General features: G+C 61.7%; 22 protein-coding genes. 18 read left to right on the top strand and 4 right to left on the bottom strand.

Annotated features, from left to right (window positions below; translation table 11 throughout):
- Positions 1-370: 370 nt before the first annotated feature.
- The 8 genes from IGB42_RS01200 (at position 371) to IGB42_RS01165 (ending at position 8,789) form a co-directional block, all read left to right on the top strand.
- Positions 371-1,774, top strand: a complete 1,404-nt coding sequence (locus IGB42_RS01200; protein ID WP_159665384.1) for an LLM class flavin-dependent oxidoreductase — start codon at positions 371-373, stop codon at positions 1,772-1,774.
- Between the two features lie 99 nt (positions 1,775-1,873).
- Positions 1,874-2,827, top strand: a complete 954-nt coding sequence (locus IGB42_RS01195) for an aldo/keto reductase (RefSeq protein ID WP_159665381.1) — start codon at positions 1,874-1,876, stop codon at positions 2,825-2,827.
- A gap of 99 nt (positions 2,828-2,926) precedes the next feature.
- A complete protein-coding gene (locus IGB42_RS01190) occupies positions 2,927-3,532 on the top strand; it encodes a histidine phosphatase family protein (RefSeq protein ID WP_159665378.1) in 606 nt (201 codons plus the stop codon).
- Between the two features lie 50 nt (positions 3,533-3,582).
- Positions 3,583-3,726: a hypothetical protein gene (locus IGB42_RS01185; protein WP_159665375.1), complete on the top strand. Its 144-nt coding sequence runs from the start codon at positions 3,583-3,585 to the stop codon at positions 3,724-3,726.
- A 25-nt stretch (positions 3,727-3,751) separates the two neighbouring features.
- Positions 3,752-4,849 carry an ABC transporter substrate-binding protein gene (locus IGB42_RS01180; protein WP_159665372.1) on the top strand — a complete coding sequence of 366 codons (1,098 nt, stop codon included), beginning with the start codon at positions 3,752-3,754 and terminating at the stop codon, positions 4,847-4,849.
- Positions 4,850-4,871: 22 nt separating this feature from the next.
- Entirely contained in the window at positions 4,872-5,960 is a 1,089-nt protein-coding gene (locus IGB42_RS01175) for an aliphatic sulfonate ABC transporter substrate-binding protein (protein WP_201799785.1), read from the top strand.
- 190 nt (positions 5,961-6,150) lie between these two features.
- Positions 6,151-7,536 carry an LLM class flavin-dependent oxidoreductase gene (locus IGB42_RS01170; protein ID WP_159665369.1) on the top strand — a complete coding sequence of 462 codons (1,386 nt, stop codon included), beginning with the start codon at positions 6,151-6,153 and terminating at the stop codon, positions 7,534-7,536.
- A gap of 158 nt (positions 7,537-7,694) precedes the next feature.
- A complete protein-coding gene (locus IGB42_RS01165; protein WP_159665366.1) occupies positions 7,695-8,789 on the top strand; it encodes an aliphatic sulfonate ABC transporter substrate-binding protein in 1,095 nt (364 codons plus the stop codon).
- Positions 8,790-8,914: 125 nt separating this feature from the next.
- Here the strand turns inward: IGB42_RS01165 and IGB42_RS01160 are convergent, their stop codons facing one another.
- The gene (locus IGB42_RS01160) at positions 8,915-9,463 is read right to left on the bottom strand and encodes a glutathione peroxidase (protein WP_159665363.1); all 549 of its coding nucleotides are present in this window, start codon (positions 9,461-9,463) and stop codon (positions 8,915-8,917) included.
- A 353-nt stretch (positions 9,464-9,816) separates the two neighbouring features.
- Here IGB42_RS01160 and IGB42_RS01155 point away from each other — a divergent pair, with 353 nt between their 5' ends.
- From IGB42_RS01155 to IGB42_RS01130, 6 genes are all read left to right on the top strand, one after another.
- On the top strand, positions 9,817-11,334 hold the full coding sequence (locus IGB42_RS01155) for an amidohydrolase family protein (protein ID WP_159665360.1): 1,518 nt from the start codon (positions 9,817-9,819) through the stop codon (positions 11,332-11,334).
- 110 nt (positions 11,335-11,444) lie between these two features.
- Entirely contained in the window at positions 11,445-12,419 is a 975-nt protein-coding gene (locus IGB42_RS01150) for a TauD/TfdA family dioxygenase (RefSeq protein WP_159665357.1), read from the top strand.
- Positions 12,420-12,550: 131 nt separating this feature from the next.
- The gene (locus tag IGB42_RS01145; RefSeq protein ID WP_159665354.1) at positions 12,551-13,255 is read left to right on the top strand and encodes a glutathione binding-like protein; all 705 of its coding nucleotides are present in this window, start codon (positions 12,551-12,553) and stop codon (positions 13,253-13,255) included.
- Positions 13,256-13,606: 351 nt separating this feature from the next.
- On the top strand, positions 13,607-14,254 hold the full coding sequence (locus tag IGB42_RS01140; RefSeq protein ID WP_159665351.1) for a dihydrofolate reductase family protein: 648 nt from the start codon (positions 13,607-13,609) through the stop codon (positions 14,252-14,254).
- Between the two features lie 380 nt (positions 14,255-14,634).
- The gene (locus IGB42_RS01135; RefSeq protein WP_159665347.1) at positions 14,635-15,603 is read left to right on the top strand and encodes a TauD/TfdA family dioxygenase; all 969 of its coding nucleotides are present in this window, start codon (positions 14,635-14,637) and stop codon (positions 15,601-15,603) included.
- Between the two features lie 233 nt (positions 15,604-15,836).
- Complete coding sequence (locus IGB42_RS01130; protein ID WP_159665344.1) at positions 15,837-17,489, top strand: arylsulfatase; 1,653 nt, start codon at positions 15,837-15,839, stop codon at positions 17,487-17,489.
- 80 nt (positions 17,490-17,569) lie between these two features.
- Here IGB42_RS01130 and IGB42_RS01125 read toward each other — a convergent pair whose 3' ends face one another.
- Positions 17,570-18,703, bottom strand: coding sequence for an AI-2E family transporter (locus tag IGB42_RS01125; protein ID WP_201799784.1), 1,134 nt, complete (start codon positions 18,701-18,703; stop codon positions 17,570-17,572).
- Positions 18,704-19,083: 380 nt separating this feature from the next.
- On the opposite strand from IGB42_RS01125, the gene IGB42_RS01120 reads away from it, so the two are divergent.
- From IGB42_RS01120 to IGB42_RS01105, 4 genes are read left to right on the top strand one after another with little or no spacing between them, the layout of a single operon-like run.
- Entirely contained in the window at positions 19,084-20,613 is a 1,530-nt protein-coding gene (locus IGB42_RS01120) for an efflux transporter outer membrane subunit (RefSeq protein ID WP_159665341.1), read from the top strand.
- Positions 20,614-20,619: 6 nt separating this feature from the next.
- Positions 20,620-21,825, top strand: a complete 1,206-nt coding sequence (locus IGB42_RS01115) for an HlyD family secretion protein (protein WP_159665338.1) — start codon at positions 20,620-20,622, stop codon at positions 21,823-21,825.
- The gene (locus tag IGB42_RS01110) at positions 21,815-22,852 is read left to right on the top strand and encodes a DUF2955 domain-containing protein (protein WP_159665335.1); all 1,038 of its coding nucleotides are present in this window, start codon (positions 21,815-21,817) and stop codon (positions 22,850-22,852) included. Before IGB42_RS01115 ends, IGB42_RS01110 begins: the two co-directional genes overlap by 11 nt.
- A gap of 31 nt (positions 22,853-22,883) precedes the next feature.
- Positions 22,884-23,399 carry a transporter suffix domain-containing protein gene (locus IGB42_RS01105; protein WP_159665332.1) on the top strand — a complete coding sequence of 172 codons (516 nt, stop codon included), beginning with the start codon at positions 22,884-22,886 and terminating at the stop codon, positions 23,397-23,399.
- A 129-nt stretch (positions 23,400-23,528) separates the two neighbouring features.
- On the opposite strand, the gene IGB42_RS01100 is transcribed toward IGB42_RS01105, so the two are convergent.
- Positions 23,529-24,149 (bottom strand): hypothetical protein, encoded by a 621-nt coding sequence (locus IGB42_RS01100; protein WP_159665329.1) that lies wholly within the window; start codon positions 24,147-24,149, stop codon positions 23,529-23,531.
- Between the two features lie 120 nt (positions 24,150-24,269).
- Positions 24,270-25,643 carry an LLM class flavin-dependent oxidoreductase gene (locus IGB42_RS01095; RefSeq protein WP_159665327.1) on the bottom strand — a complete coding sequence of 458 codons (1,374 nt, stop codon included), beginning with the start codon at positions 25,641-25,643 and terminating at the stop codon, positions 24,270-24,272.
- Positions 25,644-25,879: the final 236 nt, after the last annotated feature.

The following is a 25,879-nucleotide window of genomic DNA, read 5'->3' as shown; positions in this document are numbered from 1 at the left end:
TATCGATCATTTAAATTCAATGGCTTGCAGATAGTTTTGTCCATGATCGTCGGTATGTTTTCATGCAAAACTTACTGGGATTATTCAGAAATGGTGAATTTTCACGTTGCATCCAAGCAACAGTGAAGCAGCTGGCTGACAAGCATTCCGGGTTCTGGATTGCGTGTATTTATATACATCCCGTGCTGAATGGTGGCGCGATGCGGACCACGCTGCCTGTTCGCAAATCAACACGCTGCTGCCACCGCTGCACGTTTTGGCACACATCGCTGCGTTGCCGCATGGGATCGCTGCGCTGTCGGCGTGGAACGCTCCTTGCTGTGTCACAGGTTTGCCGCTGCACTCGCGCGGCGCGTGACGGGACAACAGCATGAGCAAGCGTAAAGAACAGATCCGCCTGGGGGCGTTCCTGCAGGCAACCGGGCACCACGTGGCATCGTGGCGCCACCCGCAGGCCGATGCCGACGCGGGGCTCAACTTCGAGCACTATAAGGCGGTGACGCAACTGGCGGAACGCGCCAAGTTCGATGCGATCTTCCTGGCCGATGGCGTGGGGGTGCGTGATCGCTCTACCAGCGTCGAGGCGCTCAGCCGCAACGGCAAGCTGGCTACCTTCGAGCCGCTGACCTTGTTCTCTGCGCTGTCTGCGGTGACCGAGCATATCGGCTTCATTGCCACCGCATCCACCAGCTACAACGAGCCTTATCACTTGGCGCGGCAGTTTGCCTCGCTGGACTGGTTGTCGGACGGGCGTGCCGGCTGGAACGTGGTGACTTCCGGCACCGAAGCCGAGGCGCTCAACTTCAACCGCGAAAAGCACTTCGAACACGCCAACCGTTACGAGCGGGCGGACGAGTTTGTCGACGTGGTGGGTGGGCTGTGGGATAGCTGGGAAGACGATGCCTTCAAGATCGACAAGGAATCGGGCGTGTTCTTCGATCAGGACAAGCTGCATGTGCTCAACCACAAGGGCACGCATTTCTCCGTGAAGGGGCCGCTGAACGTGGCGCGAACTCCGCAGGGGCACCCGGTGATTGTGCAGGCGGGTGCCAGCGAGCCTGGCAAGGAGCTGGCGGCGCGCACCGCCGAGGTGATTTTCACCGCCTGGCAAACACTGGAAGAGGCGCAGGCGTTTTATGCCGACGTGAAAGGGCGGCTGACCAAGTTCGGCCGCACGCCGGACCAGTTGAAAGTGATGCCGGGTGTGTTCCCGGTGATCGGCAAGACGCAGGAAGAGGCGGAGGCCAAGTACCAGCTGCTGCAGCAACTGATCCACCCATCCGTGGGGCTGGCGTTGCTGGGTGGCGTGTATGGCGGCAAGGATCTCTCGTCATTCGAACTGGATGCACCGCCCCCGCCGTTCCCCGACGATACCAATGGCAGCAAGAGCCGGCTGAAGCTGGTGCGCGATCTGGCCGAGCGCGAAGGTCTGACCTTGCGCCAGCTGTACGAGCGCATTGCCGGTGCGCGCGGTCACTGGACAGTAGTGGGCACACCCGAACACATTGCCGACCAGTTGCAGCTGTGGTTTGAAAACGGCGCTGCCGACGGCTTCAACGTGATGCCGCCATGGCTGCCGGGTGGCCTGGAGGAGTTCGTCGAGCACGTGGTGCCCATCCTGCAGCAGCGGGGCTTGTTCCGTACCGAATACGAAGGCAGCACGTTGCGCGAGAACCTGGGCTTGCCGTATCCACATAACCGTTTTGCCAAGGGTGACGCGGCGGCTACCGCAGCCGCCGCTGCGCAGCCTGAAACCGCATCCGCAGTTGCCTAGATGGCTGCCGCACCGTGCTTTGCCCTGAGCGATGCCCGGTGTCCGGCCCGTTTTTCAACGTGCGGATTGCCATGACGGTCTGCGCTTCAAGGAGCAAGCATGTCTACCCCTGAATATCGTCAACTGGGCCATTCCGGCCTGAAAGTATCGCTGGTGGGCCTCGGCACCAACAACTTCGGTGGCCGGCTGGATCTGGCCGCATCGCGTCCGGTCATCCACAAGGCGCTGGATCTGGGCATCAACTTCTTTGATACCGCCGATGTGTACGGTAACAAGGGCGGTTCTGAAACCATCATCGGCGAGGTGCTGGGCGACAGGCGCAAGGAGGTGATCCTGGCCACCAAGTTTGCCTCGCCATTCGATGAAGCGGCTGGCCTGAAGGGGGCATCGCGCCGTTATATCTTCAGCGCGGTGGAGGCCAGCCTGCAACGGCTGCGCACCGACTGGATCGACCTTTACCAGGTGCACCGTCCAGACCCGGCAACGCCGATCGAGGAAACCGTGCGCGCGCTGGATGATCTGGTGCGCTCGGGCAAGGTGCGTTATGTGGGTTTATCCAACTATGCGCCATGGCAAGTGGTTGAAGCGCAGTGGGTGGCGCGCGAGCTGGGCGCGGCAGCCTTCATTGCCAGCCAGGATGAGTACAGCCTGCTCAGCCGCCAGGCGGAAGCGGAGCGTATTCCCGTGCTTCAGCAGTATGGCCTGGGTCTGTTGCCGTTCTTCCCGCTGGCGGGTGGCTTTTTGAGTGGCAAGTACCAACAGGGTGCGCCATTGCCGCAGGGTGCACGCCTGGCAAGCGCATCCGGCCTGGCCGAACGCACGCTGACCGAACGCAATTACCATGTTGCCAGCCAGCTGCAGGATTTTGCCGCCACACGCGGGCACACGCTGCTGGAACTGGCGTTCAGCTGGCTGGCGGCGCAGCCAGTGGTATCGAGCATCATTGCCGGCGCGACACGTGCCGAGCAACTGGCGCAGAATATCCAGGCCGCCAGCTGGAAGTTGAGTGCTGAAGAACTGGCAGAAGTTGACCGTTTGACCTCTACCTCGTAAAGGCAGCCCTTTGCCACAACGCTGGCACCGCAGCGCAATGCTGCGTGCCGGCGATACCCCGCAAGCCCAACCTCCCAAGCCTCCAAGGAAACGCCACGCATGCATTTGATACTCGCCCGCCACGGACAGACAGACTGGAATATCGAGCGGCGTTTCCTGGGTACCACCGATCTGGGGCTCAATGACGAAGGCGTGAAGCAGGCCAAGGCGCTGGCCACGGCCTTGCCGGCAGGGATCGACGTGATCGTTTCATCACCACTGCTGCGTGCGGCACAGACCGCAGGCTACGCTGCAGAGGTATTGCATTTGCCGGTGCTGACCGATGCGGCATTCGGCGAGCGCAATGTGGGCGTGTTCGAGGGGCTGACCTTGCCGGAGATCCTGGAACGCTATCCGCAGGAGTGGGAGCGCAAAGTGGCGCGCCAGTGGGATCTGGCACCGGCCGGGGGCGAGAATATCGAGCAGGTATTCGTGCGGGTGAGCGATGGCATCAACCGCCTGCTGGCGCGGTACGAAGGCAAGACGGTATTGCTGGTTGCGCATGCGTTTGTCGGCCGCGTGGTACAGGCGTTGCATCACCCGGTGGATGCGGAAGGCTTCTTTGCCTTTGCACTGGAAAACGCGCAATGGGCCAGCTACCAGCGTACTGACCGGGTGCCGGATGTGGCCGGATACCGGCAGCGTTTTCTGGCCCGCGCGGATTGAGCCAGTATTGCGGCAAGGCTATTTGCTGCTTTGATAGGCGTAGTGCTGAATTGAACAAGATGCATGCATGGTTGCTGCATATCCTGCATTTTGAATTGATTTTTGCCGATTTTATTGGCTTGCAGGCTGGCACGGCGCTTGCTCTTCTGTTGATGGGCTTGATCCCGTTGTTTGCGATGTCGCAACCGGGGTGAAGCATGCAACAGGGAGCAACAGCGTATGCAGGTTTTCAGGCAATGGGTGGGGCGGTCTGGCCGTTCCGTACAGATGGTTGTGCTGGTAGCCGGGTTGATTGCAACAAGCGCGGCGACGCTCGCCGCCAATCAGGTGAAAGTGATCCGCTTTGGTGTATCCAATGCCGGGGTAGGCAACCCGCCGCGTATCCAGGGCGGTGCGCTGGCCATTACCCAGGCACGCAAGGAAATCGAGAAGGAATTCGAGCGCGACGGCATCCGCATCGAATGGATCTATTTCAAGGGGCAGGGCCCGGCGCTGAACGAGGCGATATCCAACCAGCAGGTGGATATCGCCACGCAAGGTGATCTGCCATCCATCATCGGCCGGTCAGTTGGGCTGGATACACGCATCATTCTCACCAATGGCGGACGCGCCAACAGCTATATCCTGGTGCCGCCCGATTCGCCGGCCAGATCGCTCAAAGACCTGCGCGGCAAGCGGGTGTCTTTCAACAAGGGTACGCAGGGGCAGCTCTCTGCCAACCGCATCCTCGATTCCGTCGGCTTGGCGGAGCGGGATATCCGCGTGGTGAACCTGGAACCGGGCGCAGCACAGGCGGCCTTTCTGGGCGGGGATATCGACGCGATTTTCGGCGGCATCAGCCTGCTCAAGCACCGTGATTCGGGCAATGCCCGCGTGATCTACGATACCCGCAAGGCGCCGGTACAAACCGGCCAGGGCCATGTGCTGGTTTACCAGCCTTTTGCCCGTGCCAACCCGGAGCTGGTGCGGCGTGTGGTCAAGGCCATCGTGCGCTCGGCGGCGTGGGGCTCGGACGAGAAAAACCGCGATGAGGTGATCCGGCTGTGGTCGGTGGGCGGCATTACCGAGGCGATGTATCGCGAGGAACTGCAGGGCGTGCCGCTGAGCCAGCGCCTGTCGCCATTGTTCGACCCGTTTGCATTGGCGCGCGACAAGCAATCGGTGGAGGACGCATACCGCTTCAAGCTGATCCGCAAGAAATTCGATGTGGATGCATGGGTGGACCGCAGCTATCTGGATGCTGCGCTGAAGGAGCTGCAACTGGAGCACTTCTGGCCCCGTTACAACGCCGCCGGCACCGTGCTGGCCCAGCGCTGACCGCACCCACAGGAGACTGACTGTGCATCCACGCCTGTTATTGACCTTGCCGGCCCTGCTGCTGGTGATCTTGCTGGGGCTGGCACTCGCTGCGAACAGCCCGGCTGCTACCCCCAATCCGAAATTGATCCGCATCGGCATTGCCACCGCGGGCGTAGGCCAGCCGCCACGCATTACCGCCGGTGCACTGGCGCAGGTACAGGCCAATCGGGAACTGGAAAAAGAGTTCGAGAAAGACGGCACGCAAATCGAGTGGGTGTTCTTCAAGGGCGAAGGCCCGGCGGTGAATGAGGCACTGTCCAACAAGCAGCTCGATTTTGCATTGCAGGGCGACTTGCCGGCGGTGGTGGGGCGCTCGGTGGGGCTGGATACGCGGCTGGTGCTGGTGGCGGGTAGCCGTGCCACCATCTACCTGGCAGCCCGGCCGGATGCGGGCATCAACTCGGTGGCGGATTTGCGCGGCAAGCGCATTGCCTTTCACAAGGGCACCGCCACGCAGTTGGCGGTAAACCGCATCCTGGCCACGGCCGGCCTGAGCGAGCGCGATGTGCGCGTGGTGAACCTGGACCCGGCGGCCTCATTGGCGGCGTTCAAATCCGGTGATCTGGATGCGATTTTTGGCGGCATCGGCCTGCTGCGTTACCGCGATCAGGGCCTCGCCAGGCTGGTGTTTTCCAGCAAGCAGATGCCTACTGCAACCACGCCATCGCACCTGCTGGTGGTGCAGCCGTTTGCGCAGGCCTATCCGGAAGCCACCAAGCGTGTGGTGAAGGTGCTGGCACGCGCCGCGCACTGGGTATCCGAAGAGCAGAACCGCGATACCGCGTTCAAGCTGTGGGCGTCTGCCGGCAGTATCACCGAGGCGATGTACCAGGAAGAATACCAGGGGGTATCGCTGCGGCAGCGTCAGTCACCGCAGTTTGATCCGTTCATCGTGGCGCGGGATAAGCAGGCGGTGGAGGATGCATACCGCTTCAAGCTGATCCGCAAGAAGTTCGATGTCGACCAGTGGATAGACAGCCGCTATCTGGATGCAGCGCTGAAAGAACTGAAGCTGGAAAATTACTGGCCGAAGTACGACGCGAACGGGAACCAGATCGGCAAGGCCTGATCTGGCAACAGGCGCTTGCGGCTGCTGTGCGAAAATCAACAGCTTGTGCGGACGGGCTGGGCAGATTGGTGCAAAAGCGCCGGGTATTGCGCGCTTTGTTGCGGTTTGGGCTTTGCCTGGAGCATGGCATGGCTCTTGCTCAATTCATCGTTGATGGCCGCGTGGCCGATGAATGAGTCAGAGCTGAACCATGAGTAATTCCAAACCCAAATTGCGCCTTGGCGCGTTCATCCCCGGTGCCGGTCATCACGTGGCTGCCTGGCGCCACCCGGATGCGCAGGCCGATGGCAATATCAACCTCAAGCACTTCATCCGCGTTACGCAAACGGCCGAACGCGGCCTGTTCGATGCGGTATTCCTGGCCGATGGTCTGGCGGCAGGCATCGGCAATGGTGGCCCGCAAGGCAAGAACGCGTGGGGTGGCAGCTTCGAGCCGGTGACCTTGTTCTCCGCATTGTCCGTGGTGACCGAGCATATCGGCTTCATTGCCACCGCCAGCACCACCTATGAAGACCCGTATATCCTGGCGCGCAAGTTTGCGTCGCTCGATCACATCTCTGCCGGCCGTGCCGGCTGGAACGTGGTGACGACGGGCTCGCCCGCTGCTGCTGCCAACTTCGGTCTCGACAAGCATCCCGAGCATGCCAACCGCTACCAGCGTGCGCATGAGTTTGTCGATGTGGTGAAAGGGCTTTGGGACAGCTGGGATGATGATGCCTTCGTGCGCAACAAGGAAAGCGGCCAATTCTACGAACCGGCGCGCCGGCACGAGCTGAACCATGAAGGCGAGTTCTTCTCGGTGCGCGGCCCGCTGAATGTGCCACGCCCGCCGCAGGGCTACCCGGTGATCGTGCAGGCGGGGTCATCCGAAGCAGGCAAGGAGCTGGCAGCGGAAACCGCCGAAGTGATCTTCACCGCGCAGCAGACGCTGGAAGAGGCGCAGGCGTTCTATGCGGATGTGAAGGGCCGCCTGGGTAAATACGGACGCACGGCGGATCAGCTCAAGATCATGCCTGGGGTGTTCCCGGTGGTGGGGCGCACCGAGGAAGAAGCGCAGCAGAAATATCAGGAATTGCAGGATCTGATCCTGCCCGAAGTGGGCTTGAATCTGCTGTCCGGCCTGAGTGGTGGTGTGGATCTGGCGCAATACCCGCTCGATGGCCCGGTACCGGCGTTGCCGGAAACCGAGGGCATGAAGAGCCGCCAGGCGCTGATGCTGGATATCGCGCGCAAGCACAACTTCACCATCCGCCAGCTCTACCTGTGGATTGCCGGTGCGCGCGGCCACTGGACCATCGTCGGTTCGGTGCAGCAGATCGCCGACCAGTTGCAAAGCTGGTTTGAAAACGGCGCCGCAGACGGCTTCAACGTGATGCCGCCGTGGTTGCCGGGCGGGCTGGATGATTTTGTCGACCTGGTGATCCCCGAACTGCAGCGCCGTGGCCTGTTCCGCACCGAGTACGAGGGCAACACGCTGCGCGAGAACCTGGGGCTGGCGCGGCCACAGAACCGCTTTACGCATGCGTCTGCAGCCCCGTCGGAACGCGCGCCGGAGCCGGCCGCAGAGACAGCCTGACTGGCTGGCTTGACCTGATCGATGGGGCGGGTGCAATGCCGACTGTGCATGGCTGCGGCCTCGCGCAGGCCATCACCCCCATCAAGCTGATACCTCCTCAACCTCATCATCTGGCGCCGTGCGGTAATTGAAATCGCGCGCGCCCAAAGGAAAGAATCATGTCGTTACGCTTGTTGCGCGCGGGCCAGGGTGCCGTGCGCGTCGTGTTGTTTGCCGCGTTGGCTGCATTGCCCACGCTGGCGGTGGCCGCTGCCCAGCCGGGGGTGATCCGCATTGGTGTTTCCAGTGCCGGCGTGGGTAACCCGCCACGTTCGGTGGGCGGCTGGACATCGGTTGCGCAGGTACATCACGAGGTGGAAAACGAGTTCGCCAAGGATGGCATCAAGGTGGAATGGGTGTTCTTCAAGGGGCAGGGCCCGGCGGTGAACGAGGCCATTTCCAACAACCAGCTCGATTTCACCACCTTGGGTGATCTGCCGGCCACCATCGGCCGTTCGGTGGGGCTCGATACTCGGCTGGTGCTGGTGACCGGTACGCGTGCCAACATCTTCGTGGCGGTGCCGCCGGGCAGCAGCATCAAGACCATTGCCGATCTGCGTGGCAAGCGTATCGCCTTCAACAAGGGCACGGCCACGCAGCTGGCAGTGAACCGTATCCTGGCGGGGGCTGGCCTGAACGAGCGGGATGTGAAGATCGTCAATATGGAGCCGGCCACCGCCAAGGCGGCCTTCCTGGGCGGCGATGTGGACGCGGTGTTTGCCACGCTCGATTTCGTGCGGCTGCAGAACGAGGGCAAGGCCCGTATCATCTATACCACGCGTGATCTTCCGGCGGCTACGTCGCAAGGCTATGTGCTGGTGAACCAGAAATTTGCCAGCGCCTACCCGGATGCATCGAAACGCGTGGTGAAAGCGCTGGTGCGTGCGGCGCGGTGGGCCAGCGACGATGCCAACCGCGATGAAGTATTCAAGCTGTGGGGCGCTGCCGGTGCCATCCCGGAACCGGTGTACCGCGAAGAGTACAAGGATATCCCGCTGGCGCAGCGCTTGTCGCCGGTGTTCGATCCGTTCATCGTGGCACGGGCACGGCAATCCGCCGCCGATGCATACAAGTACAAGCTGATCCGCAAGTCGGTGAATGTGGATGCGTGGATAGACCGTAGCTACCTGGATGCCGCCCTGAAGGATTTGAAGCTGGAAGGTTACTGGCCGCAGTTCGATGCCAATGGCAAGGTGCTCGGCAAGGCGGGTTGATCGCTGCATTCTGCAAACCCGGCCGCCGGTGATCTGCCGGCCGGCAATGAAAAAGGCGCAGCTTTGCTGCGCCTTTTCCTTGGCTACCTGATCTGGCTACAGCGCAGGTGCGCTGCAGGCCGGAATCAGTGCTTGGCCAGTTCGGCTTCCACTGCCTGCAGCAGGCGGCTGTCGTCCGCCACGATATCCGGCGAGAAACGGCCGACGACCTTGCCGTTGCGGTCGATCAGGAATTTCTCGAAATTCCACAATACGTCTTTTTCGTTGTCCGGCGCCAGGCCCTTGCCGGCCAGTTTTTCACGGAATGCTGCGGTGTCGAGCGCGTTCGGTTGTGCATCGGTCAGCGCCGCGTACAACGGATGCTGGTCTGCGCCGGATACGGAAATCTTTTCGAACAGCGGGAAGGTGACATCGTATTCGGTGCTGCAGAAACTGGCGATTTCTTCATTGCTGCCCGGTTCCTGCTGCTTGAAGTTGTTGGCCGGGAAGCCAAGCACTTCAAAGCCTTCGGCTTTCTTGTCGCGGTACAGCTGTTCCAGCCCCGCGTACTGCTTGGTCAGCCCGCATTGCGATGCCACGTTCACCACCAGCAGCACTTTGCCTTGATAGTTTTGCAGCGTAGCGGGGCTGCCGTCGATTTTCTTGACCGGGATGGACTGGATATTCTGGCTCATGGTGCTTTCCTTCTGGTGGACGGGTGTCTGCAGGCAGACGTGAGTGTGCCGTGGCAATGTTTCAAGCCCCGGCGTGCGGATAAAGCTGGAGCAATAGGTATTCCAGCTGGCAAGCAGCCCATCAATGGCATTGAGCCACGTGGCGGCTGATGGCGCAGTGCGGTGTGCTGCAACGGAGATGCTGCAATCGGTGCAAGTTGCAGTGACGTGCGTTGCAAATGCGGCAGCCCGGCTGAAAATCCCAGCCAGATCAGCCGCTTGGCGCATGGCATGGTTTCTGCATACATCCACATTGCCGCTGGTGTAAGTGTGATTTGCGCCAGCTATCTCTGTGTTTGCCCCAGGAGTTAGCCATGACTGCCCGTTTGCCACACAACCGTGTTTCACGCTCTGCAGATGTCAAAGCCAAACTTGATTTCCCGGTAATCGATACCGACGTCCACTCCAATGATTACACCCCGGCCATCGAGGATTACGTGGCGCAGTACGGTGGCGCCAAGCTGGTGGACGAATTCCGCCGCGCCGGAAACGAGCGCAGCCGCAGCGAGAGCAATGGCCTCGACTGGTATCAGCAAACCCCCGAAGAGCGCCACTACCACCGCACCCGCCGCAACCCGTGGTGGGCGCGCGTAACCAGCAATACGCTCGACGTGGCTACCTACCACCTGCCAGAGCTTTTGTACGAGCGCCAGGATGAGCAGGGCTCCGATTACTCGATCCTGTTTCCCAACAACGTGCTGTCGCCGCTGGCTGCCAAGGATGACGATGCGCGCCGCGCGCTGCACCGTGCGGTGAACCATTACCACGCCGACCTGTACCGCAAATACAGCGACCGGCTGACGCCGGTAGCCGGCATTCCGCTGCATGACCCGCAGGAAGGCATCGAAGAGCTGGAGTTCGCCATCAACACGCTGGGGCTCAAGGTGATCAATATCTCCGGCGGCGTGCGCCGGCCGATCAAGGCGGTGCAGGATCAGTTTTCGCCGGAAGACTTCAAGAAAATCGCCAAGTACGCATCGTATGTGGATTTTTACGGCATCGATAGCGAACACGATTACGACCCGTTCTGGGCCAAGGCGGTGGAGCTGGGCGTGCCCATCACCACGCATTACGGCAGCCAGGGCTGGGTGGGGCGCAACTCCACCAGCAACTACATGTACAACCATATCGGCCATTTTGCCGATGCATCCGAGGCCTTTGCCAAGGCGCTGTTCTTTGGCGGCGTGACGCGGCGCTTTCCCAAGCTGCGCTTCGGCTTGCTGGAAGGCGGTGCGGACTGGGGGGCACGCGTATTTACCCACCTGGTGGACCGCTGGGAGAAACGCGGCCCCGAGGGCCTGCGCAACTACGACCCGGCCGCGCTGGACCCGGACCTGCTGGTGCGCCTGTTCGAGCAGTACGGCAAGGATCTGGTCACCCCCCGCTCGCTGGACCCGCAAACGCTGGTGGCCGATACGCTGGGCAAGCGCTACACCGCCGATGCCAGCCAGCCCAGCCCGGATCAGCAGAACGATTTTGCCGCTGCCGGCATCCAAAGCCCGGAAGACATCAAATCGCGCTGGGTAGACAACTTCTTCTTCGGCTCCGAAGCGGACGACCGCACGGTGGCGCATGCGTTCAACGACAAGGCCAACCCGCTGGGCGTGAAGATCAATGCCATCTATTCGTCCGACGTGGGCCACTGGGATGTGCCGGACCTGACCGAGGCATTGGCGGAAAGCTGGGATCTGGTGGAAGAGGGTGTGATTTCCGAAGCGGACTTCAAATCGCTGGTATTCAGCAACCCGTACAAGCTCTACACCGAGGCCAACGCCGATTTCTTCAAGGGTACCGAGGTGGAAGCCAAGCTCAAGGCCAAAGGCCAGCAATAAGTTGCAGCAACGCACCACCTGGCCGGGCGGCCGGGTGGGCTCCGTGATGGCTGGCTCGACGCGGGTAATGCACCCGCTGGCCGGCACTGTTCAAATAAAGGAATTGCATCATGACAACCGTTATCCATGGTTCTGGCGTTACCGTTACCCAACTGGCTGGCCATATCGGCGCTGAAATCGGCGGCGTGAATCTCGCCGGCCCCGTCAGTGACGCCGCCATCCACGATATCCGCCAGGCGTTGCTGAAGTGGAAGGTGGTGTTCTTCCGTGGCCAGAACATCGACCACGCCGCACAGGTAGCGTTTACCGGCCGCTTTGGCGAAGTGACCTATGCGCACCCGCACGAGGATGAGCCGATCGATGGCTTCCCGCAGTTGCTGCCCATCGACCGCAGCCGCTATGAAAAGCGCAACGGCCTGCGCCGCTCCAGCTATGAAAGCCGCTGGCATACCGATGTGACCGCGGTGGTGAACCCGCCGGCCGGCTCCATCCTGCGCGCGGTGAATGTGCCGTCGTTTGGGGGTGATACGCAGTGGACCAACCTGGTGGCTGCGTACGAGGGCTTGTCTGCGCCACTGCGTGCGCTGGCCGATACCTTGCGCGCCGAGCACCGCTTTGCTGCCCGTTACCGGCTGCCGGCTGGCAGCAAGCTGGCGCAACGCTTTGCCGATAACCCGCTGGTTTCCATTCACCCGGTGGTGCGCGTGCACCCGGAAACCGGCGAGCGTGCACTGTTCGTCAACCCCGGCTTTACCTCGCACATCCTGGATGTATCGCAGGCGGAGAGCGACAAGCTGCTGGAGCTGTTTTTCGAGCAGATCACCCGCCCGGCGTACACGGTGCGCTTCCACTGGAACAACGGCGATATCGCCTTCTGGGACAACCGCGCCACCGCGCACCTGGCACCGCAAGACCTGGATCACCTGGATGTGGAGCGCGTGCTTTACCGCACTACCATCACCGGTGATGTGCCGGTGGGCGTGGATGGCTTCCGCTCGCAAAGCGTGGAAGGCGAAGCATTCGGTACCGCAGTACCTACGGCGCTGAAAGAAGCCAAGGCCGCCATCGCCGCAGCACAGGTCTGATCTGCCGCGGCTGTTTTGACCACGCTATCTGATCGCGCGCGCTGCCCGGGCTTGACCCGGGCAGCGGTGTTTCTTCTGTAACTACTTTTGGGCCACGCATCTGCGTGGCCCGCAACCTACGAGAGCGCAACATGATAGACCTGCATTACTGGACCACACCCAACGGCCACAAGGTCAGCATCTTCCTGGAAGAGCTGGGCCTGCCGTACCGGATCATTCCGGTGAATATCGGCCAGGGTGAGCAGTTCACCGCCGATTTCCTGAAGATTGCCCCCAATAACCGCATCCCGGCGATTGTCGACCATGCGCCGGCTGATGGTGCTGCGCCGATCAGCCTGTTCGAATCGGGCGCCATCTTGCTATATCTGGCCGACAAGACCGGCGAGCTGTTGCCCAAGGATTTGCGCGGCCGTAACGAGGCGCTGCAATGGCTGTTCTGGCAGATGGCGGGTTTGGGGCCTATGGCCGGGCAGAACGGCCACTTTGCCCACGCCGCGCCGGAGAAAATCCCCTATGCAATCGAGCGTTATGTAAAGGAAACCGGCCGCCTGTACGCAGTGCTGAACAAGCATCTGGCCGACCGCGATTACATCGCCGGCGAATACTCGATTGCCGACATTGCCAGCTATCCGTGGATCGTCGGCCACGCGCGCCACCAGCAGAAGCTGGAAGATTTTCCGCACCTGAAACGCTGGTTTGACCGCATCGCCGCGCGGCCTGCGGTGCAGCGTGCGTATGCGCTGGTGGAGCAGATCAACCCCAAGGGCAAGCCGGCCACGCTCAGCGATGCCGAGCGCAAGATCCTGTACGGGCAGGATGCCAGCACCGTACGCTAGCGCACCACATGCATTCCGTATGCGCCCGCTAGCCAAGCGGCATCAGGAACCCGGCCAGGCCGGGTTCTTGCCATTCCGGGCCGGCAACTGCGGGTGCTGCGGCGTGCTCGCCGTCGCGGATGAGGCTTGACCACCTTGTTGTTCATACTGGCATGGGCTGCTGGTCATCTGATCCGGAGTGTCAGTATGATTGCCTCGCGTATAAGGTCATCGCCACGCAAATGCATCATGGGCGCATTGATGGGGATGCAGTTGCAATGGCCGAGTCGTTTCCATGGACTGACGCCATTGCCCGTAGCGGTCAGGCGCCATGATCCGGAACCGCTTTTGCTTGCAGCCAGGAGAATCGCAATGTCCAAGCTTCGTGTAGAGAGCTTCACCATTTCACTGGACGGCTTCGGTGCCGGCCCGGCCCAGAACCTGAACAACCCGCTGGGCGTCGGCGGGACGTCGCTGCATGGCTGGGCGATGGCAACCAAAACGTTTCAGCAGCGCGTGTTCGGCGGCGCTGGCGGGGAAGACGGGCTCGACGAGGATTACGCCGCACGCGGCTTCGAGAACATCGGTGCCTGGATCATGGGCAGGAACATGTTCGGGCCAGTGCGCGGGCCATGGCCGGATGAAAGCTGGCGCGGCTGGTGGGGCGAAAACCCGGTCTATCACATGCCGGTGTTCGTGTTGACCAATCATCCACGTGCTCCACTGATCATGGAGGGCGGAACCACATTCCACTTCGTGACCGAGGGCATCCATGTTGCGCTCGAGCGCGCCCGTGAGGCTGCAGCAGGCAAGGATGTACGGATCGGTGGCGGGGTCAATGTCATCCAGCAGTACCTGCGCGAAGGCCTGATCGATGAATTGCATATCGCCATCTCGCCGGTATTGCTCGGTTCGGGCGAGCGGCTATTCGAGGGCATCGATCTGCCTGCGCTGGGCTATGTCTGTACCAGCCACGCAGCGTCATCACGGGCTACGCATATCATTCTGTCGCGGCGCTGATCACGCTGGTGGCTGACCGTGTGATGCGGTTACCGCCACTGATGTGGCCGCAGCGCGCGCTTATCACCCGCTTTGATTTGAGCGTTCTGCCCCGTCTGGCCGGGTTTATCAGTGCCGTCTCTTCCTGATGGTCATAGCGGGCCGCTGCCTATGGCGAGGCCCGTTGCTGTTGAAATCTGCGCGCTTTGTTTTGCACCTGTTGCCAAACCCACATTCCAAGTGGGTGTATTGCCATTTTATTCCCATATCTACTATTGATTTTGTTTGGCACGCACATTGCTTATATGTGAGCACGCCCGATCGACGGGCAGCGTGCGGAACGACCGCACTCGTTTCCCAGCCAGCCGCCCAACAGGCGGCCCAAGCCAAGGAGTGTTGCAGTGAGCCATACCGAATCCATCCAATTGCCAGCTGGCGTGAGCATCCACCCGGTTGCCGGCCGTATCGGCGCCGAAATCCGCGGCGTGAAACTCTCTGCCGATCTGCCGGCCGATGTGCGCGATGCAATCCGCGCTGCCTGGCTCAAGTACAAGGTGGTGTTCTTCCGCGGCCAGACGCATCTGGACGATGCCAGCCAGGAAACACTGGTCGGCCTGTTTGGTGACAAGGCCGTGCAGCACCCCACCGCGCACACCAAGGAAGGGACCAGCTACGTGCTGGAGCTTGATTCGCACCGTGGCGGCCGTGCCAACAGCTGGCATACCGATGTGACCTTCGTGGATGCCTATCCGCAGGCATCGATCTTGCGTGGCGTGACCATTCCGGAAGCCGGTGGCGATACCGTCTGGGCCAATACCCATGCCGCGTACAACGACCTGGCGCCGGAGCTGCGCGAGCTGGCCGAAAAGCTGTGGGCAGTGCACAGCAACGAATACGACTACGCGGCGCGCAAGCCCAATGCCGATCAGGAAGCGCTGAAGCGCTACCAGGAAGTGTTTACCTCCACCGTGTACGAAACCGAGCACCCGGTGGTGCACGTGCATCCGGAAACCGGCGAGCGCCACCTGCTGCTGGGCCACTTCGTGAAGCGCATCGTTGGCTTGTCCACCAGCGATAGCCAGCATCTGTTCAACCTGCTGCAAAGCCATGTGACCAAGCTGGAAAACACCGTGCGCTGGCGCTGGCAGGAAGGCGATGTGGCGGTGTGGGATAACCGTGCCACTCAGCATTACGCAGTGGACGATTATGGCGATGCGCACCGCGTGGTACGCCGCGTGACTGTGGATGGCACCGTGCCGGTTGCCGTGGACGGCCGCCGCAGCCAGACGCGCAGCAAGGTAGCCCGCAATCCGGCCGCCAGCAGCGCCGCTAACGAAAGCTCGGCACGCACCGAGACTGCCGTTGCCTGATGGCGTTTGAACGCTGCTTGAAATACGCCGTGGGCTGATACAGGCCATAACGCTCCGGGGGCGGAGCGGGCCTGATCAGCCAGCAAGGGGAACGACAGCGCGGGGTGCAAGCCCCGCGTTGTTGCGTGTGCCGCCCCATGGCGCATGTCGGCTCCGACCCCTGCTTTAGCACGGGGGCAGCGCCAGCCGTTCTGTCCCGACTCATCGCCAAACTTATCCGCAAGGGAATAACCATGTTCCGCCACCGCCTGTCCGCCGCCACCGTTGCCGGTGCGCTTGTTGCCATCAGCCTCGGCCAGGCCGCGCTTGCCGCGCCCGCCGGCAAAGCCCGCAGCGCCCGGCCCAATGTGCTGGTGATCGTTGCCGATGACCTGGGTTACGCAGACCTGAGTGCATTCGGCGGGGAAATCAGCACCCCGAATCTGGATGCACTGGCCGGTAATGGCCGGCTGCTGACCAACTTCCACACTGCGCCCACTTGCTCGCCCACGCGCTCGATGCTGCTGTCCGGCACCGATCACCATCTGGCGGGCATCGGTACCATGATCGAGGCGATCCAGCCCAACCAGATCGGCCACGATGGCTACGAGGGCTATCTGAACGAGCGCTCGCTATCGCTGCCCGAACTGCTGCGTGATGCCGGTTACCATACCTATATGGCGGGCAAGTGGCACTTGGGCCTGACTCGGGAAAAAGGCCCGCAGGCACGCGGCTTCGAGCAATCTTTTGCCTTGCTGCAGGGGGCTGGCAGCCACTTTGCACCGGTCAAAGGCAAAGAGAACGAATACGATCTGGTGACCTACCGTGAAAACGGCAAGATCACCAGCATACCGGCGGACTTCTACTCGACCAATTTCTATACCGACAAGCTGATCGGCTACCTGCAGCAGCAGAAAGACCGCAAGCCGTTCTTTGCCTATGCCGCATATACCGCGCCGCACTGGCCGCTGCAGGCACCGCCTGATTACATCGACCGCTACCAGGGCAAGTACGATGCCGGTTACGAGGCGGTGCGCAATGCGCGTATCGAACGGCAGAAAAAACTGAGCCTGATCGCCGCGGATTTCAAACCCAGTGCCGGCATTGCCGACGACCTGGCGCCGCGCTGGGAGCAACTGACGCCCGCCCAGCAAAAGACCGAAGCGCGCAAGATGGAAATCTATGCGGCGATGGTGGAAAACCTGGATGCCAATATCGGCCGGCTGGTGAGCGAACTCAAACGCAGCGGCCAGTACGACAATACCTTCATCTTTTTCATGTCCGATAACGGTGCGGAAGCCGGGACCGGCCAATACCAGGGCAGCAAATTCATCGACAACAGCGATGCCAACCTGGGCAAGCAGCTATCCAATGTGCAATACGGCCGCCGCTGGGCAGAGGCGGGCGCGGCGCCATTCCGCCTGTGGAAAGCCACTGCGGCCGAAGGTGGTGTGACTACGCCTGCCATTGCCAAGCTGCCGGGGCAGGGCGTGCAGCGCCAGGCGTTGCGTGAATTCGTCTCCGTGCAGGATGTGTTGCCCACGGTGCTGGAGCTGGCGCAGATCAGGAACCCGGGCAGCAGCTACCGTAACCGCGAAGTGAACCCCATTACCGGCGTATCGGCACTGCCGCTGCTGACCGACCGCGCCACCCGCGTGCGGGCGGAGGATTTCGAGTTTGCCGAGGAGTTGTTCGGCAGCCGCTATGTGCGGCGCGGCAACTGGAAGCTGGTGTGGATCAGCAAGCCGCTGGGTACGGCGGAATGGGCGCTGTACGACTTGGCGACAGACCGTGGTGAAACCACCGACGTGGCCGCTGCCAACCCGCAGATTGTGGCCGAGCTGAAAGTGGGCTGGGATCGCTATGTGGCGCGGAACGGCGTGGTATTGCCGGCGGTGCCGCGGTAAAACTAGTAAGGCGCAAGCCGTCATATCGGTGGCGGCTTGCAGCGATCAGATGGCCGGGGGCGGCGCTGGCAGCATCCCGCTCATGGTGTATCGGATATTGGCGTATCGGATATCTGTACTAGCGTACCTGCGGCAGGATGCGGCGGCTGGTCTTCCACCCACTGCCAGAACAACTGGTAGCCCACCGCCAGCGCCACCGGGCCGATGAAAAGCCCGATGATGCCACCGCTGATCATGCCGCCCAGCGCGCCCAGCAATATCACCGGCATGGGCACATCCACCCCGCGCCCCAGCAGCAGTGGCTTGAGCACGTTATCTGCCAGCCCGGCAACGAACACGTAGATGGCAAAGACGATATTGCCTGCAGTGGCGCCCTGAGTGGACAGCACGTAGATGATCACCGGTATGGTGATCAGCGTGGCCGGCAGTTGCATGATGCCAAGCAGCAGCACCCCCAAGGCCAGCAGGCCGGCGGCAGGTACGCCATTGAGCACGAAGGCCACGCCAACCAGCAGCATCTGGATGAAGGCGATGCCGATCACGCCTTGCGCCACCGCGCGTACGGTGGCCACGCACAGCGCAACCACACGCAGGCCTTTTTCCGGGCCGAACAGGCGGCTGGCAATCGGCAACGCGCTGCGGCTGCCTGCTTCACCGTAAGCCATGAACACGCCGGCCAGCAGCAGCGCAACAACGAACAGCAACATGCCCTTGCCCACACCGGCAGCGACGCCCATCAGTGCGCGGGTGGCCTCCTTCAACTGCGGGGTGATCTTCTGCAACAGGCCGGTGATATCGGTGGCTGCCTGCAACCAGAAATCGTATATGCGCTGGCCGATCAGCGGCCAGCCGGCAATCGATTCAGCCGGTGGAGGAATATGAAAGCCGCGGGTCTTGACGATGGTCATGGCGTTTTCCACCGAATCGACCACCGCAACGCTAAGCAGATAGGTGGGCACGATGATGATGCCGACCGCAACCAGCACGATCAGCAGCGCAGCGCGGCCATCCTTGTTACCCAGCTTGCGGCTCAGGCGCAGTTGCAGCGGGTACAGGGTAATGGCCAGGATCAGCGACCATACCAGCAGGTTGAGGAAGGGCGAGGCGATCCGCATGCAGAAAATCACCAGCACGGCGACCAGCCCGGCGCGGATCAGCACATCGAGCAATCCGCCTGAAAGGGCCTTTCTCGGGGTAACGATGGGCGACATCATGGTCTCCTGCCGGGTAAAAAGCGCGGATCTGCCAGCCGGGATAGCGGGCTCGATCTGCTTGCAAGGATGGTGGCGCGGATGCCGCTTTGCCGGCGTCGTTTCCGTCATCCCGTCCAGGTGTTGCTGGTGCCAAGCGACGTACAGTGCAGCAAAGTGGCCGGTATAGGCGCGGGGCATGCACTAGACTTCCAGTGACTACCGCATGGCATGGCATGGCTGCTGGCGATCATTGATTTCCAGGTGCGCAAGCCTTGAGAAACTGGTTGTGAAAATCATGTGCGTCTTTGACGACACAGTGCTTACAAATGCTGTGCCGTGCCATCCAATGCTGGCATGATCAACGCGGTATGCCAAATGTATTTTCCGCACAGGGAGCATGAATGCCTGGTTTGCTTCGTCTGATCTTGCTGCTAGTTGTTGTGCCTGTACTCAGCAGCTGCGTTCAGGTTGGGCCGGATTTCCAGCCCCCGGGCAATACCGATATCGAAAAGTGGCGCAGCAGCGCCATTGATCAGCTTGCGCAACCCGCTGCAGCGCCGGATATCCGCCAGTGGTGGCAGGTATTCAAAGATCCGGTGCTGGAGCAACTGATTGCCGAGGCAGATGCCCATAACGCGAGCCTGCAGATTGCCGGCCTGCGCGTGATGGAAGCGCGCGCGCAGTTGGGTATCGCACTGGGCGGGCGCTACCCGCAAGTGCAACAGGCCAGCGCGGATGCGCTCTACAGCGGGCGCCGGCAATCGGGCAGCGCTGCGGCGCAGAACAGCCATTTCTGGCAATACAGTGCCGGCTTCGATATCGGCTGGGAGCTGGATTTCTGGGGGCGCTTCAGCCGCGCCATCGAATCGGCGGATGCCGCCTATTTTGCCGCAGAGGCCAATCACCAGGATGCGCTGGTGTTGCTGCATGCGCAGATGGCGCAAACCTATTTCACGCTACGCACCGCAGAAGCCCGGCTGCGCATTGCCCGCGATAACGCGGCCTTGCAAAAACGCAGCTTCGAAATCACCGAAAAACTGTTCAAAAGCGGCCAGACCGATGAGCTGGACCTGCAGCAGGCCAAAACCCAATACCTTGGTACGCTGAGCAGCATTCCCGAATTTGAAAGCCAGATCATGCGTACCCGCAATGCGCTGGCGGTATTGATCGGCCGCCCGCCAGGCCTGATGCCGGAACTGCAGCAAAGCACGGCAGAGGTGCCGCTGATCGACCGGGTGGTGCTGCAGGATGTACCCGCCAGCCTGCTGGTGCGCCGCCCGGATATCCGCGCTGCCGAGCTGCAGGTAGCTGCACAGTCGGCACGCATCGGCGTGGCCAAGGCAGACCTTTATCCATCGATCACGCTGGTGGGCAGCATCGTATGGTCGGCCAGCTCGATGGCTGGCGCAGCCGATACGCTGGCGCTGGTGGGTGGCCCCAGCCTGACCTGGAATGTGTTTGATCACGGGCGCATCGAAAACAATGTGCGCGTGCAGGATGCGCGTTTGCAGCAGCTGATCGTGGCCTATCAGGACGACGTACGCCAGGCCGCGCGCGAGGCAGACGATGCCGCCAGCAGCCTGGCCAAGGCACTGGAGCGCGAAGTCATCCTGCGCGATGCCGCACTGTCTGCCAAGCGCTCGCTCACACTGGCCAATGCGCTGTACCGGGAAGGTTATTCCGATTTCCAGCATGTGCTGGATGCGCAGCGGGCGCTGGCCGTGCAGCAGGATACCTATGTGGTGAACCGCAGCAATGCCGTCAGCGACCTGATCGCGCTGTACAAGGCATTGGGCGGCGGCTGGTATAGCGCGCAGCCGATGATTGATGCAGCCAACCGGCAACAGATGCAGCAACGTACCAACTGGGGTGAGTTGCTGAATGAACCGGGTGCCAATTCCGCCGGCACCCCACCGACTGCCTCGAGGTAAGTTTCAATGAGTGAAGTCCCGCAAACAGCACAAGCCGCATCCGTGCCGGTTCCCACCCCCGGCCCGGCAGCAGGCGCCGATCCGGAGAAAACCCCGGAAACAGCCGCCAAAGCAGCCCCGGAAAAAACGCCGCCACCGCCCGCAGACCCGGCAAAGAAAGGCGTGAAGTGGGTGCTGATCGTGATCCTGGTCAGCCTGGTCTGGTATCTGCTGGCCGACCGCATCACGCCGTACACGCAGCAAGCGCGGGTAGAGGCGTTTGTGGTGCCGGTGGCGCCGGAAGTATCCGGGCGGGTGAGCAAGGTGCTGGTGCGCAACAACCAGGATGTGAAAGCCGGCACGGTGCTGTTTGAAGTGGATGCCGAGCATTACCGCATTGCGGTAGACCGCGCGCGGGCAGATCTGGAATCCATGCGCAGGCAGGTGGGCGCGAGCACCGCCGGCATCAAATCCGCGCTTGCATCGCTGCGCGCGGCCCAGGCCAATGAACTGAAAGCCCGGCAGGACAGCGAACGGCTGGAACGCCTGTACCGGGATGATTCCGGCACGATCTCGCTGCGGCGGCTGGAAGTGGCCCGCGCCACGCTGGAGCAGGCAACCAGCCAGGTTGCCGCTGCCAATGCCGAAGTGCAGCGTGCGCGCGAGCAGGAAGGCGGCAGCGCGGATGACAATGCCAAGCTGCGCAGCGCAGCCACCACGCTGGAAAAAGCCCAGCTGGATCTGGCCAACGCGCAGGTGCGCGCACGCTCTGACGGCCTGATTACCGACCTGCGTACCGATGTGGGCCAGTTTGCCGCCGCAGGTAACCCGGTGATGACGCTGGTTACCATCCACGATGTGTGGATCAGCGCTGAGATGACCGAAAACAATCTGGGCCATATGGAAGCCGGCACGCGGGTGGGCATCGTGCTGGATGCATTGCCGGGCCACATTTTTGCCGGCCGGGTGCGCAGCGTGGGCTATGGCGTGAGCGTGGGCCAGAAAACCCCGCCGGGCAGCTTGCCGTCGGTGCAGAACAGCCGCGACTGGCTGCGGCCCGCGCAGCGCTTTCCGGTCATCGTGGAGTTTGAGCCCGGCGAGCTGGCCAACCTGCGCAATGTGCGTGTGGGCGGGCAGGCCGAGGTGATGGCGTTCCCACGTGACGGCAATGTGCTCAACCCGCTGGGCCGCGTGTTCTTGCGTGTGATGAGCTGGCTCTCTTATGCCTACTGATGGCGCCCCGGCTACCCGGATCGACCCGCGCGGCCAGCGCGCGGTGCGCATGGCCAGTGGCACTGCACTGTGCCTGGCGCTGAGCTTCGGGCTGGCATTGCCTGTGCCCATGGTGGCGCCGGCACTGGCGGCATTCCTGCTGGCCATGCTGAACCGGCCGCTTCCGCTCAAGGCGGGGCTGGGGCTGGTTGTGGTGGTGGTGCTGACTACCGGTATCGGCCTGCTATTGATTCCGCTGCTGCGCTATTACCCGTTCACCGGGGTGGCGCTGATTGCATTGAGCCTGTTCCTGGTGTTCCGCAAGGGCATGCTGGGTGGCAACAACCTGGTGACAACATTCCTGATCGTGGGCCTGACCATGATCTCTGCCGCCGGCACCACCGATTTTGGCCTGGCGGTGCTGGTGATCGAGGCGCTGGCCAAGGGCCTGCTGCTGGCCGTGCTGGTGCTGGCGCTGAGCCACTGGCTGTTTCCCGATCCTGCCGGTGCGGCTCCGCCACCCGCGCCGGCTGCGCTGCCCCCCGCGCGGGCCAGCCAGCTTGCGCTACGCGCCACGCTGGTGGTGATGCCGGCCTTTTTGCTGACGCTGACCAACCCGACATTTTATCTGCCCATCATCATGAAGGCGGTCACGCTGGGCCGGCAGAGCTGCACCACCAGTGCCAATAATGCCGCGCGAGAGCTGATCGGCTCCACCTTGCTGGGTGGCGCGCTGGCCATCGCCTTCTGGTTTGCGCTGGGCCTGTTCGTGCACGTATGGATGTTCTTTCTGTGGATGCTGCTGTTCAGCCTGCTGCTGGCGCGCAAACTGTATGCGCTCAGCCCCACGCGCTATACCCCCGGCTTCTGGCTGAATACGATCGTGACGTTGATCATCCTGCTGGGCCAATCGGTGCAGGACAGCCTGGCCGGCAAGGATGTCTACACCGCGTTTGCAGTGCGCATGGGCTTGTTCATTATCGTCAGCCTGTATGCATGCCTGGTATTGCAGTTGCTGGAACCCCGCCGCCAGTTGCGGCAATCGTAGACCGTTAACCCGATCGTAAAGGAAGAAGCAAATGAGCACTTCAGACGTTAAAACCGAAGCCCCCGCAGCTGCCTGGCGCTTCAAGCTGGGCATCGGCATTTTCATCTTTGCCTTTGCGCTGTGGCTGTTGATTCCGCTGGCAGCGTCTTCCGGCGTGGAAGCATCACGCATTGCGGCGCTGACGGGTGGCATTTTTGTTGCCAACAAGCTGCTGTTGCTGACCTGCATTGCGGTGATGGGTAAATCCGGCTTCCAGCAGCTCAAGGGGATGGTGTTCGGCTATGCCAAGAACCTGGCCCCGCCTGCAACCGTGGGGCCAGTGCGCCATGTGATCGGGCTGGTGATGTTCTGGCTGCCACTGGTTTCGGCCATGCTTGAAACCTACGTGGACAATATCTGGCCGGGCCTGCGGCCCAATATCTGGCAGCTGCAGATATCCGGCGACATCATGCTGATTGCCAGCTTCTTTGTGCTGGGCGGCGAATTCTGGAACAAATTCCGCTCGCTGTTCGTGCGTACTGCCAAGGTGGTGGATGTGGGGGCCTGAGGCCGCATCGGGATTGGTGGGTTAACTGCCAGAGCAGGTGGATCTGGATGCCCTGCCGGGGTTGGTGGGGCATTTTACCTTGTGTTGCGCAAGGTGGTGGGAGCGCCACGAGACTTGAGGAGCAGGGAGTCAATCCCACCAGCTAACAACTACCTGTTCATGTGCCGCAGCATCTGCATAAAAAGCCTTGAGCGCCAGTGCATGGTTGGTGACATACGCTTCATACCGTTCGGGCAGCTCCTCATCGGGCATCAACGCTTGAACGCCCGGCTTTGCCAAGCTGAGTGCCGTGATTGATAGCGCTTCAAGCTCCAATGCCAATATGCGTACCGTTTCGCGGCAGTTGAATCGCACCTCGGAATACACTTGATCGCTGCTTGGGCCATCCGCGAATGCTGCATTCAGCAATGCTTCTCCCCCAAAAGCTCGGGAGAGCACCGTCACCAACGCGGTGTGCTCCGAACATTGCGCGGCCAGCTTCAGAAGCTTTGGTGACCAGTCGAAGTCGATAAACGCGTCGTGCTCAAGGAGCTCGAAGGATAGCAATGCAGCCAGCGCCTGTTCAGAAGAGGCCGCAGCGGCAGCCGTATCGGGATCAACACGGGCAAGTAGTTGAGTGACCGCCATGCACCTATCCATTTTGGAACCGCTATCGACGCTTGAGCTCGGTAAAAGTGGGCTTGGCAGAATTCGATGCGTGAAGAAAGCATTCTGAGGATCGGTGGCAATGCAGGCAAGCGTGGCGACCAAGAACTTCTCGATGGGGTGTAGCGGGTGCTATCAAGCCCGCTTGCATAGCACCGCTCTTTTTACATGTGGTTTGGGCTGCAAAGTCGCCAATACCATGAGTATTGGCGACTTGTTCAAACGTTAGGCCGCTTTGCTCTCTTCCTCATCCCCCACCACATACTGGCTTTCCGGCCGGCGCAGGCCCAGGTTTTCGCGCAGCGTGGCGCCTTCGTATTCGGTGCGGAACAGACCGCGTTGCTGCAGGATGGGGATGACCAGCTCCACGAAGGTATCGAGCGATTCAGGCAGGATGGGCGGCATGATGTTGAAGCCGTCTGCGGCGCCGTTTTCGAACCACAGCTGGATCTCATCGGCGACCTTTTCCGGGGTGCCTACCACCACGCGGTGGCCGCGGGCGCCGGCCAGGCGTTCGTAAAGCTGGCGCAGCGTGAGCTTGTCGCGCTGGGCCAACTCGGTGACGAGGGCCAGGCGGCTGGTGTTGCCGTTGGTAGATTCGGCAAACGGCGGTGGCGGGCCATCCAGGTCGTACTGGCTGAGGTCCACGCCCGGGAAGAAGCGCTGCAGGATGCCGTAGCCCACGGAAGGGTGGATCAGGTCTTGCAGTTGACGGAATTTGGCATCCGCTTCTTCCTGCGTGCGGCCGATCACTGGCGACAGGCCCGGCATGATCTTGAGTTCATCCGCGTGGCGGCCGTACTTGGCAAGGCGGCCCTTGATATCGCTGTAGAACGCCTGCGCTTCTTCGAGTGTTTGCCAGGCGGTGAAAATCACCTCGGCAGTGCGGGCGGCCAGCTCGCGCCCGGCATCCGATGCGCCGGCCTGCACGATCACCGGGTAGCCCTGCGGCGGGCGGGAAATATTGAGCGGGCCGGTGACCGAGAAATACTTGCCCTTGTAGTTGAGCTTGTGCACCTTTTGCGTATCGAAGTACACGCCGCTTTCCTTGTTGCGCTGGAAGGCGTCGTCATCAAAGCTGTCCCACAGGCCTTTGACCACATCAAGGAATTCTTCGGCGCGCTCGTAGCGCAGCGAATGGGCCAGGTGCTCTTCCTTGCCGAAGTTGCCGGCGGCAGATTCGTTGCCGGTGGTGACCACGTTCCAGGCAGCGCGGCCTTTGGAGATATGGTCGAGCGAGGCAAACTTGCGGGCGAGGGTATACGGCTCTTCGTAGGTGGTGCTGGCGGTGGAAACAAAGCCGATGTGCCTGGTGGTGGCCGACAGTGCCGAGAACAGGGTGACCGGTTCGAATACGGCTACGCGGCCCTGGCGGCCGAATGCTTCGCTATCGCCACGCTCCCACACGCCGGGGCTGTCAGCGAGGAAAACCAGATCGAACTTGCCGCGCTCGGCGGTTTGCGCCACTTGCTGGTAGTGATCGATATTCACGCCCGAATCGGCTTGCGAGCCGGGGTGGCGCCATGCGGCGATATGGTGGCCGGTGGCCTGGATGAAGGCACCGAGTTTGAGTTTGGGCTGACTTTTGGATTGGCTCATTGGGGTGGCTCTGCAAAGATGGAAACAAGCGCGAACGCGCGCCGACGCCCTCTGTTTTGCAAGAGCCATGCCACATGCAGATCACTGGTTGAAGCGGGTTTGCGCGTTGCCGGCGGAGCAGTTTGCGCAGATGTGTGCAGTGGTGGGCAGCAGCTTGTTGCCAGTGCAACAAAGCGCTTGCTGCACAACACCACGCATTGCTGTGCAATGCCTGCCCCGGCCAAGCCAGGTCGCCC

The organism is Andreprevotia sp. IGB-42 (assembly GCF_009848685.1).
GTDB lineage: Bacteria > Pseudomonadota > Gammaproteobacteria > Burkholderiales > Chitinibacteraceae > Andreprevotia.
The sequence above is the reverse complement of the archived record's forward strand: the minus strand, read 5'-3'. Positions and strand labels throughout refer to the sequence as shown.

What these genes read in the sequence shown, in the direction of transcription:
- IGB42_RS01150 (WP_159665357.1), top strand. Translation starts at nt 11,445, where the DNA reads ATGACAACCGTTATCCATGGTTCTGGCGTTACCGTTACCCAACTGGCT.
- IGB42_RS01120 (WP_159665341.1), top strand. Translation starts at nt 19,084, where the DNA reads ATGCCTGGTTTGCTTCGTCTGATCTTGCTGCTAGTTGTTGTGCCTGTA.
- IGB42_RS01170 (WP_159665369.1), top strand. Translation starts at nt 6,151, where the DNA reads ATGAGTAATTCCAAACCCAAATTGCGCCTTGGCGCGTTCATCCCCGGT.
- IGB42_RS01125 (WP_201799784.1), bottom strand. Translation starts at nt 18,703, where the DNA reads ATGATGTCGCCCATCGTTACCCCGAGAAAGGCCCTTTCAGGCGGATTG.
- IGB42_RS01200 (WP_159665384.1), top strand. Translation starts at nt 371, where the DNA reads ATGAGCAAGCGTAAAGAACAGATCCGCCTGGGGGCGTTCCTGCAGGCA.
- IGB42_RS01130 (WP_159665344.1), top strand. Translation starts at nt 15,837, where the DNA reads ATGTTCCGCCACCGCCTGTCCGCCGCCACCGTTGCCGGTGCGCTTGTT.
- IGB42_RS01095 (WP_159665327.1), bottom strand. Translation starts at nt 25,643, where the DNA reads ATGAGCCAATCCAAAAGTCAGCCCAAACTCAAACTCGGTGCCTTCATC.
- IGB42_RS01110 (WP_159665335.1), top strand. Translation starts at nt 21,815, where the DNA reads ATGCCTACTGATGGCGCCCCGGCTACCCGGATCGACCCGCGCGGCCAG.
- IGB42_RS01160 (WP_159665363.1), bottom strand. Translation starts at nt 9,463, where the DNA reads ATGAGCCAGAATATCCAGTCCATCCCGGTCAAGAAAATCGACGGCAGC.
- IGB42_RS01105 (WP_159665332.1), top strand. Translation starts at nt 22,884, where the DNA reads ATGAGCACTTCAGACGTTAAAACCGAAGCCCCCGCAGCTGCCTGGCGC.
- IGB42_RS01115 (WP_159665338.1), top strand. Translation starts at nt 20,620, where the DNA reads ATGAGTGAAGTCCCGCAAACAGCACAAGCCGCATCCGTGCCGGTTCCC.
- IGB42_RS01180 (WP_159665372.1), top strand. Translation starts at nt 3,752, where the DNA reads ATGCAGGTTTTCAGGCAATGGGTGGGGCGGTCTGGCCGTTCCGTACAG.
- IGB42_RS01190 (WP_159665378.1), top strand. Translation starts at nt 2,927, where the DNA reads ATGCATTTGATACTCGCCCGCCACGGACAGACAGACTGGAATATCGAG.
- IGB42_RS01140 (WP_159665351.1), top strand. Translation starts at nt 13,607, where the DNA reads ATGTCCAAGCTTCGTGTAGAGAGCTTCACCATTTCACTGGACGGCTTC.
- IGB42_RS01145 (WP_159665354.1), top strand. Translation starts at nt 12,551, where the DNA reads ATGATAGACCTGCATTACTGGACCACACCCAACGGCCACAAGGTCAGC.
- IGB42_RS01165 (WP_159665366.1), top strand. Translation starts at nt 7,695, where the DNA reads ATGTCGTTACGCTTGTTGCGCGCGGGCCAGGGTGCCGTGCGCGTCGTG.
- IGB42_RS01155 (WP_159665360.1), top strand. Translation starts at nt 9,817, where the DNA reads ATGACTGCCCGTTTGCCACACAACCGTGTTTCACGCTCTGCAGATGTC.
- IGB42_RS01195 (WP_159665381.1), top strand. Translation starts at nt 1,874, where the DNA reads ATGTCTACCCCTGAATATCGTCAACTGGGCCATTCCGGCCTGAAAGTA.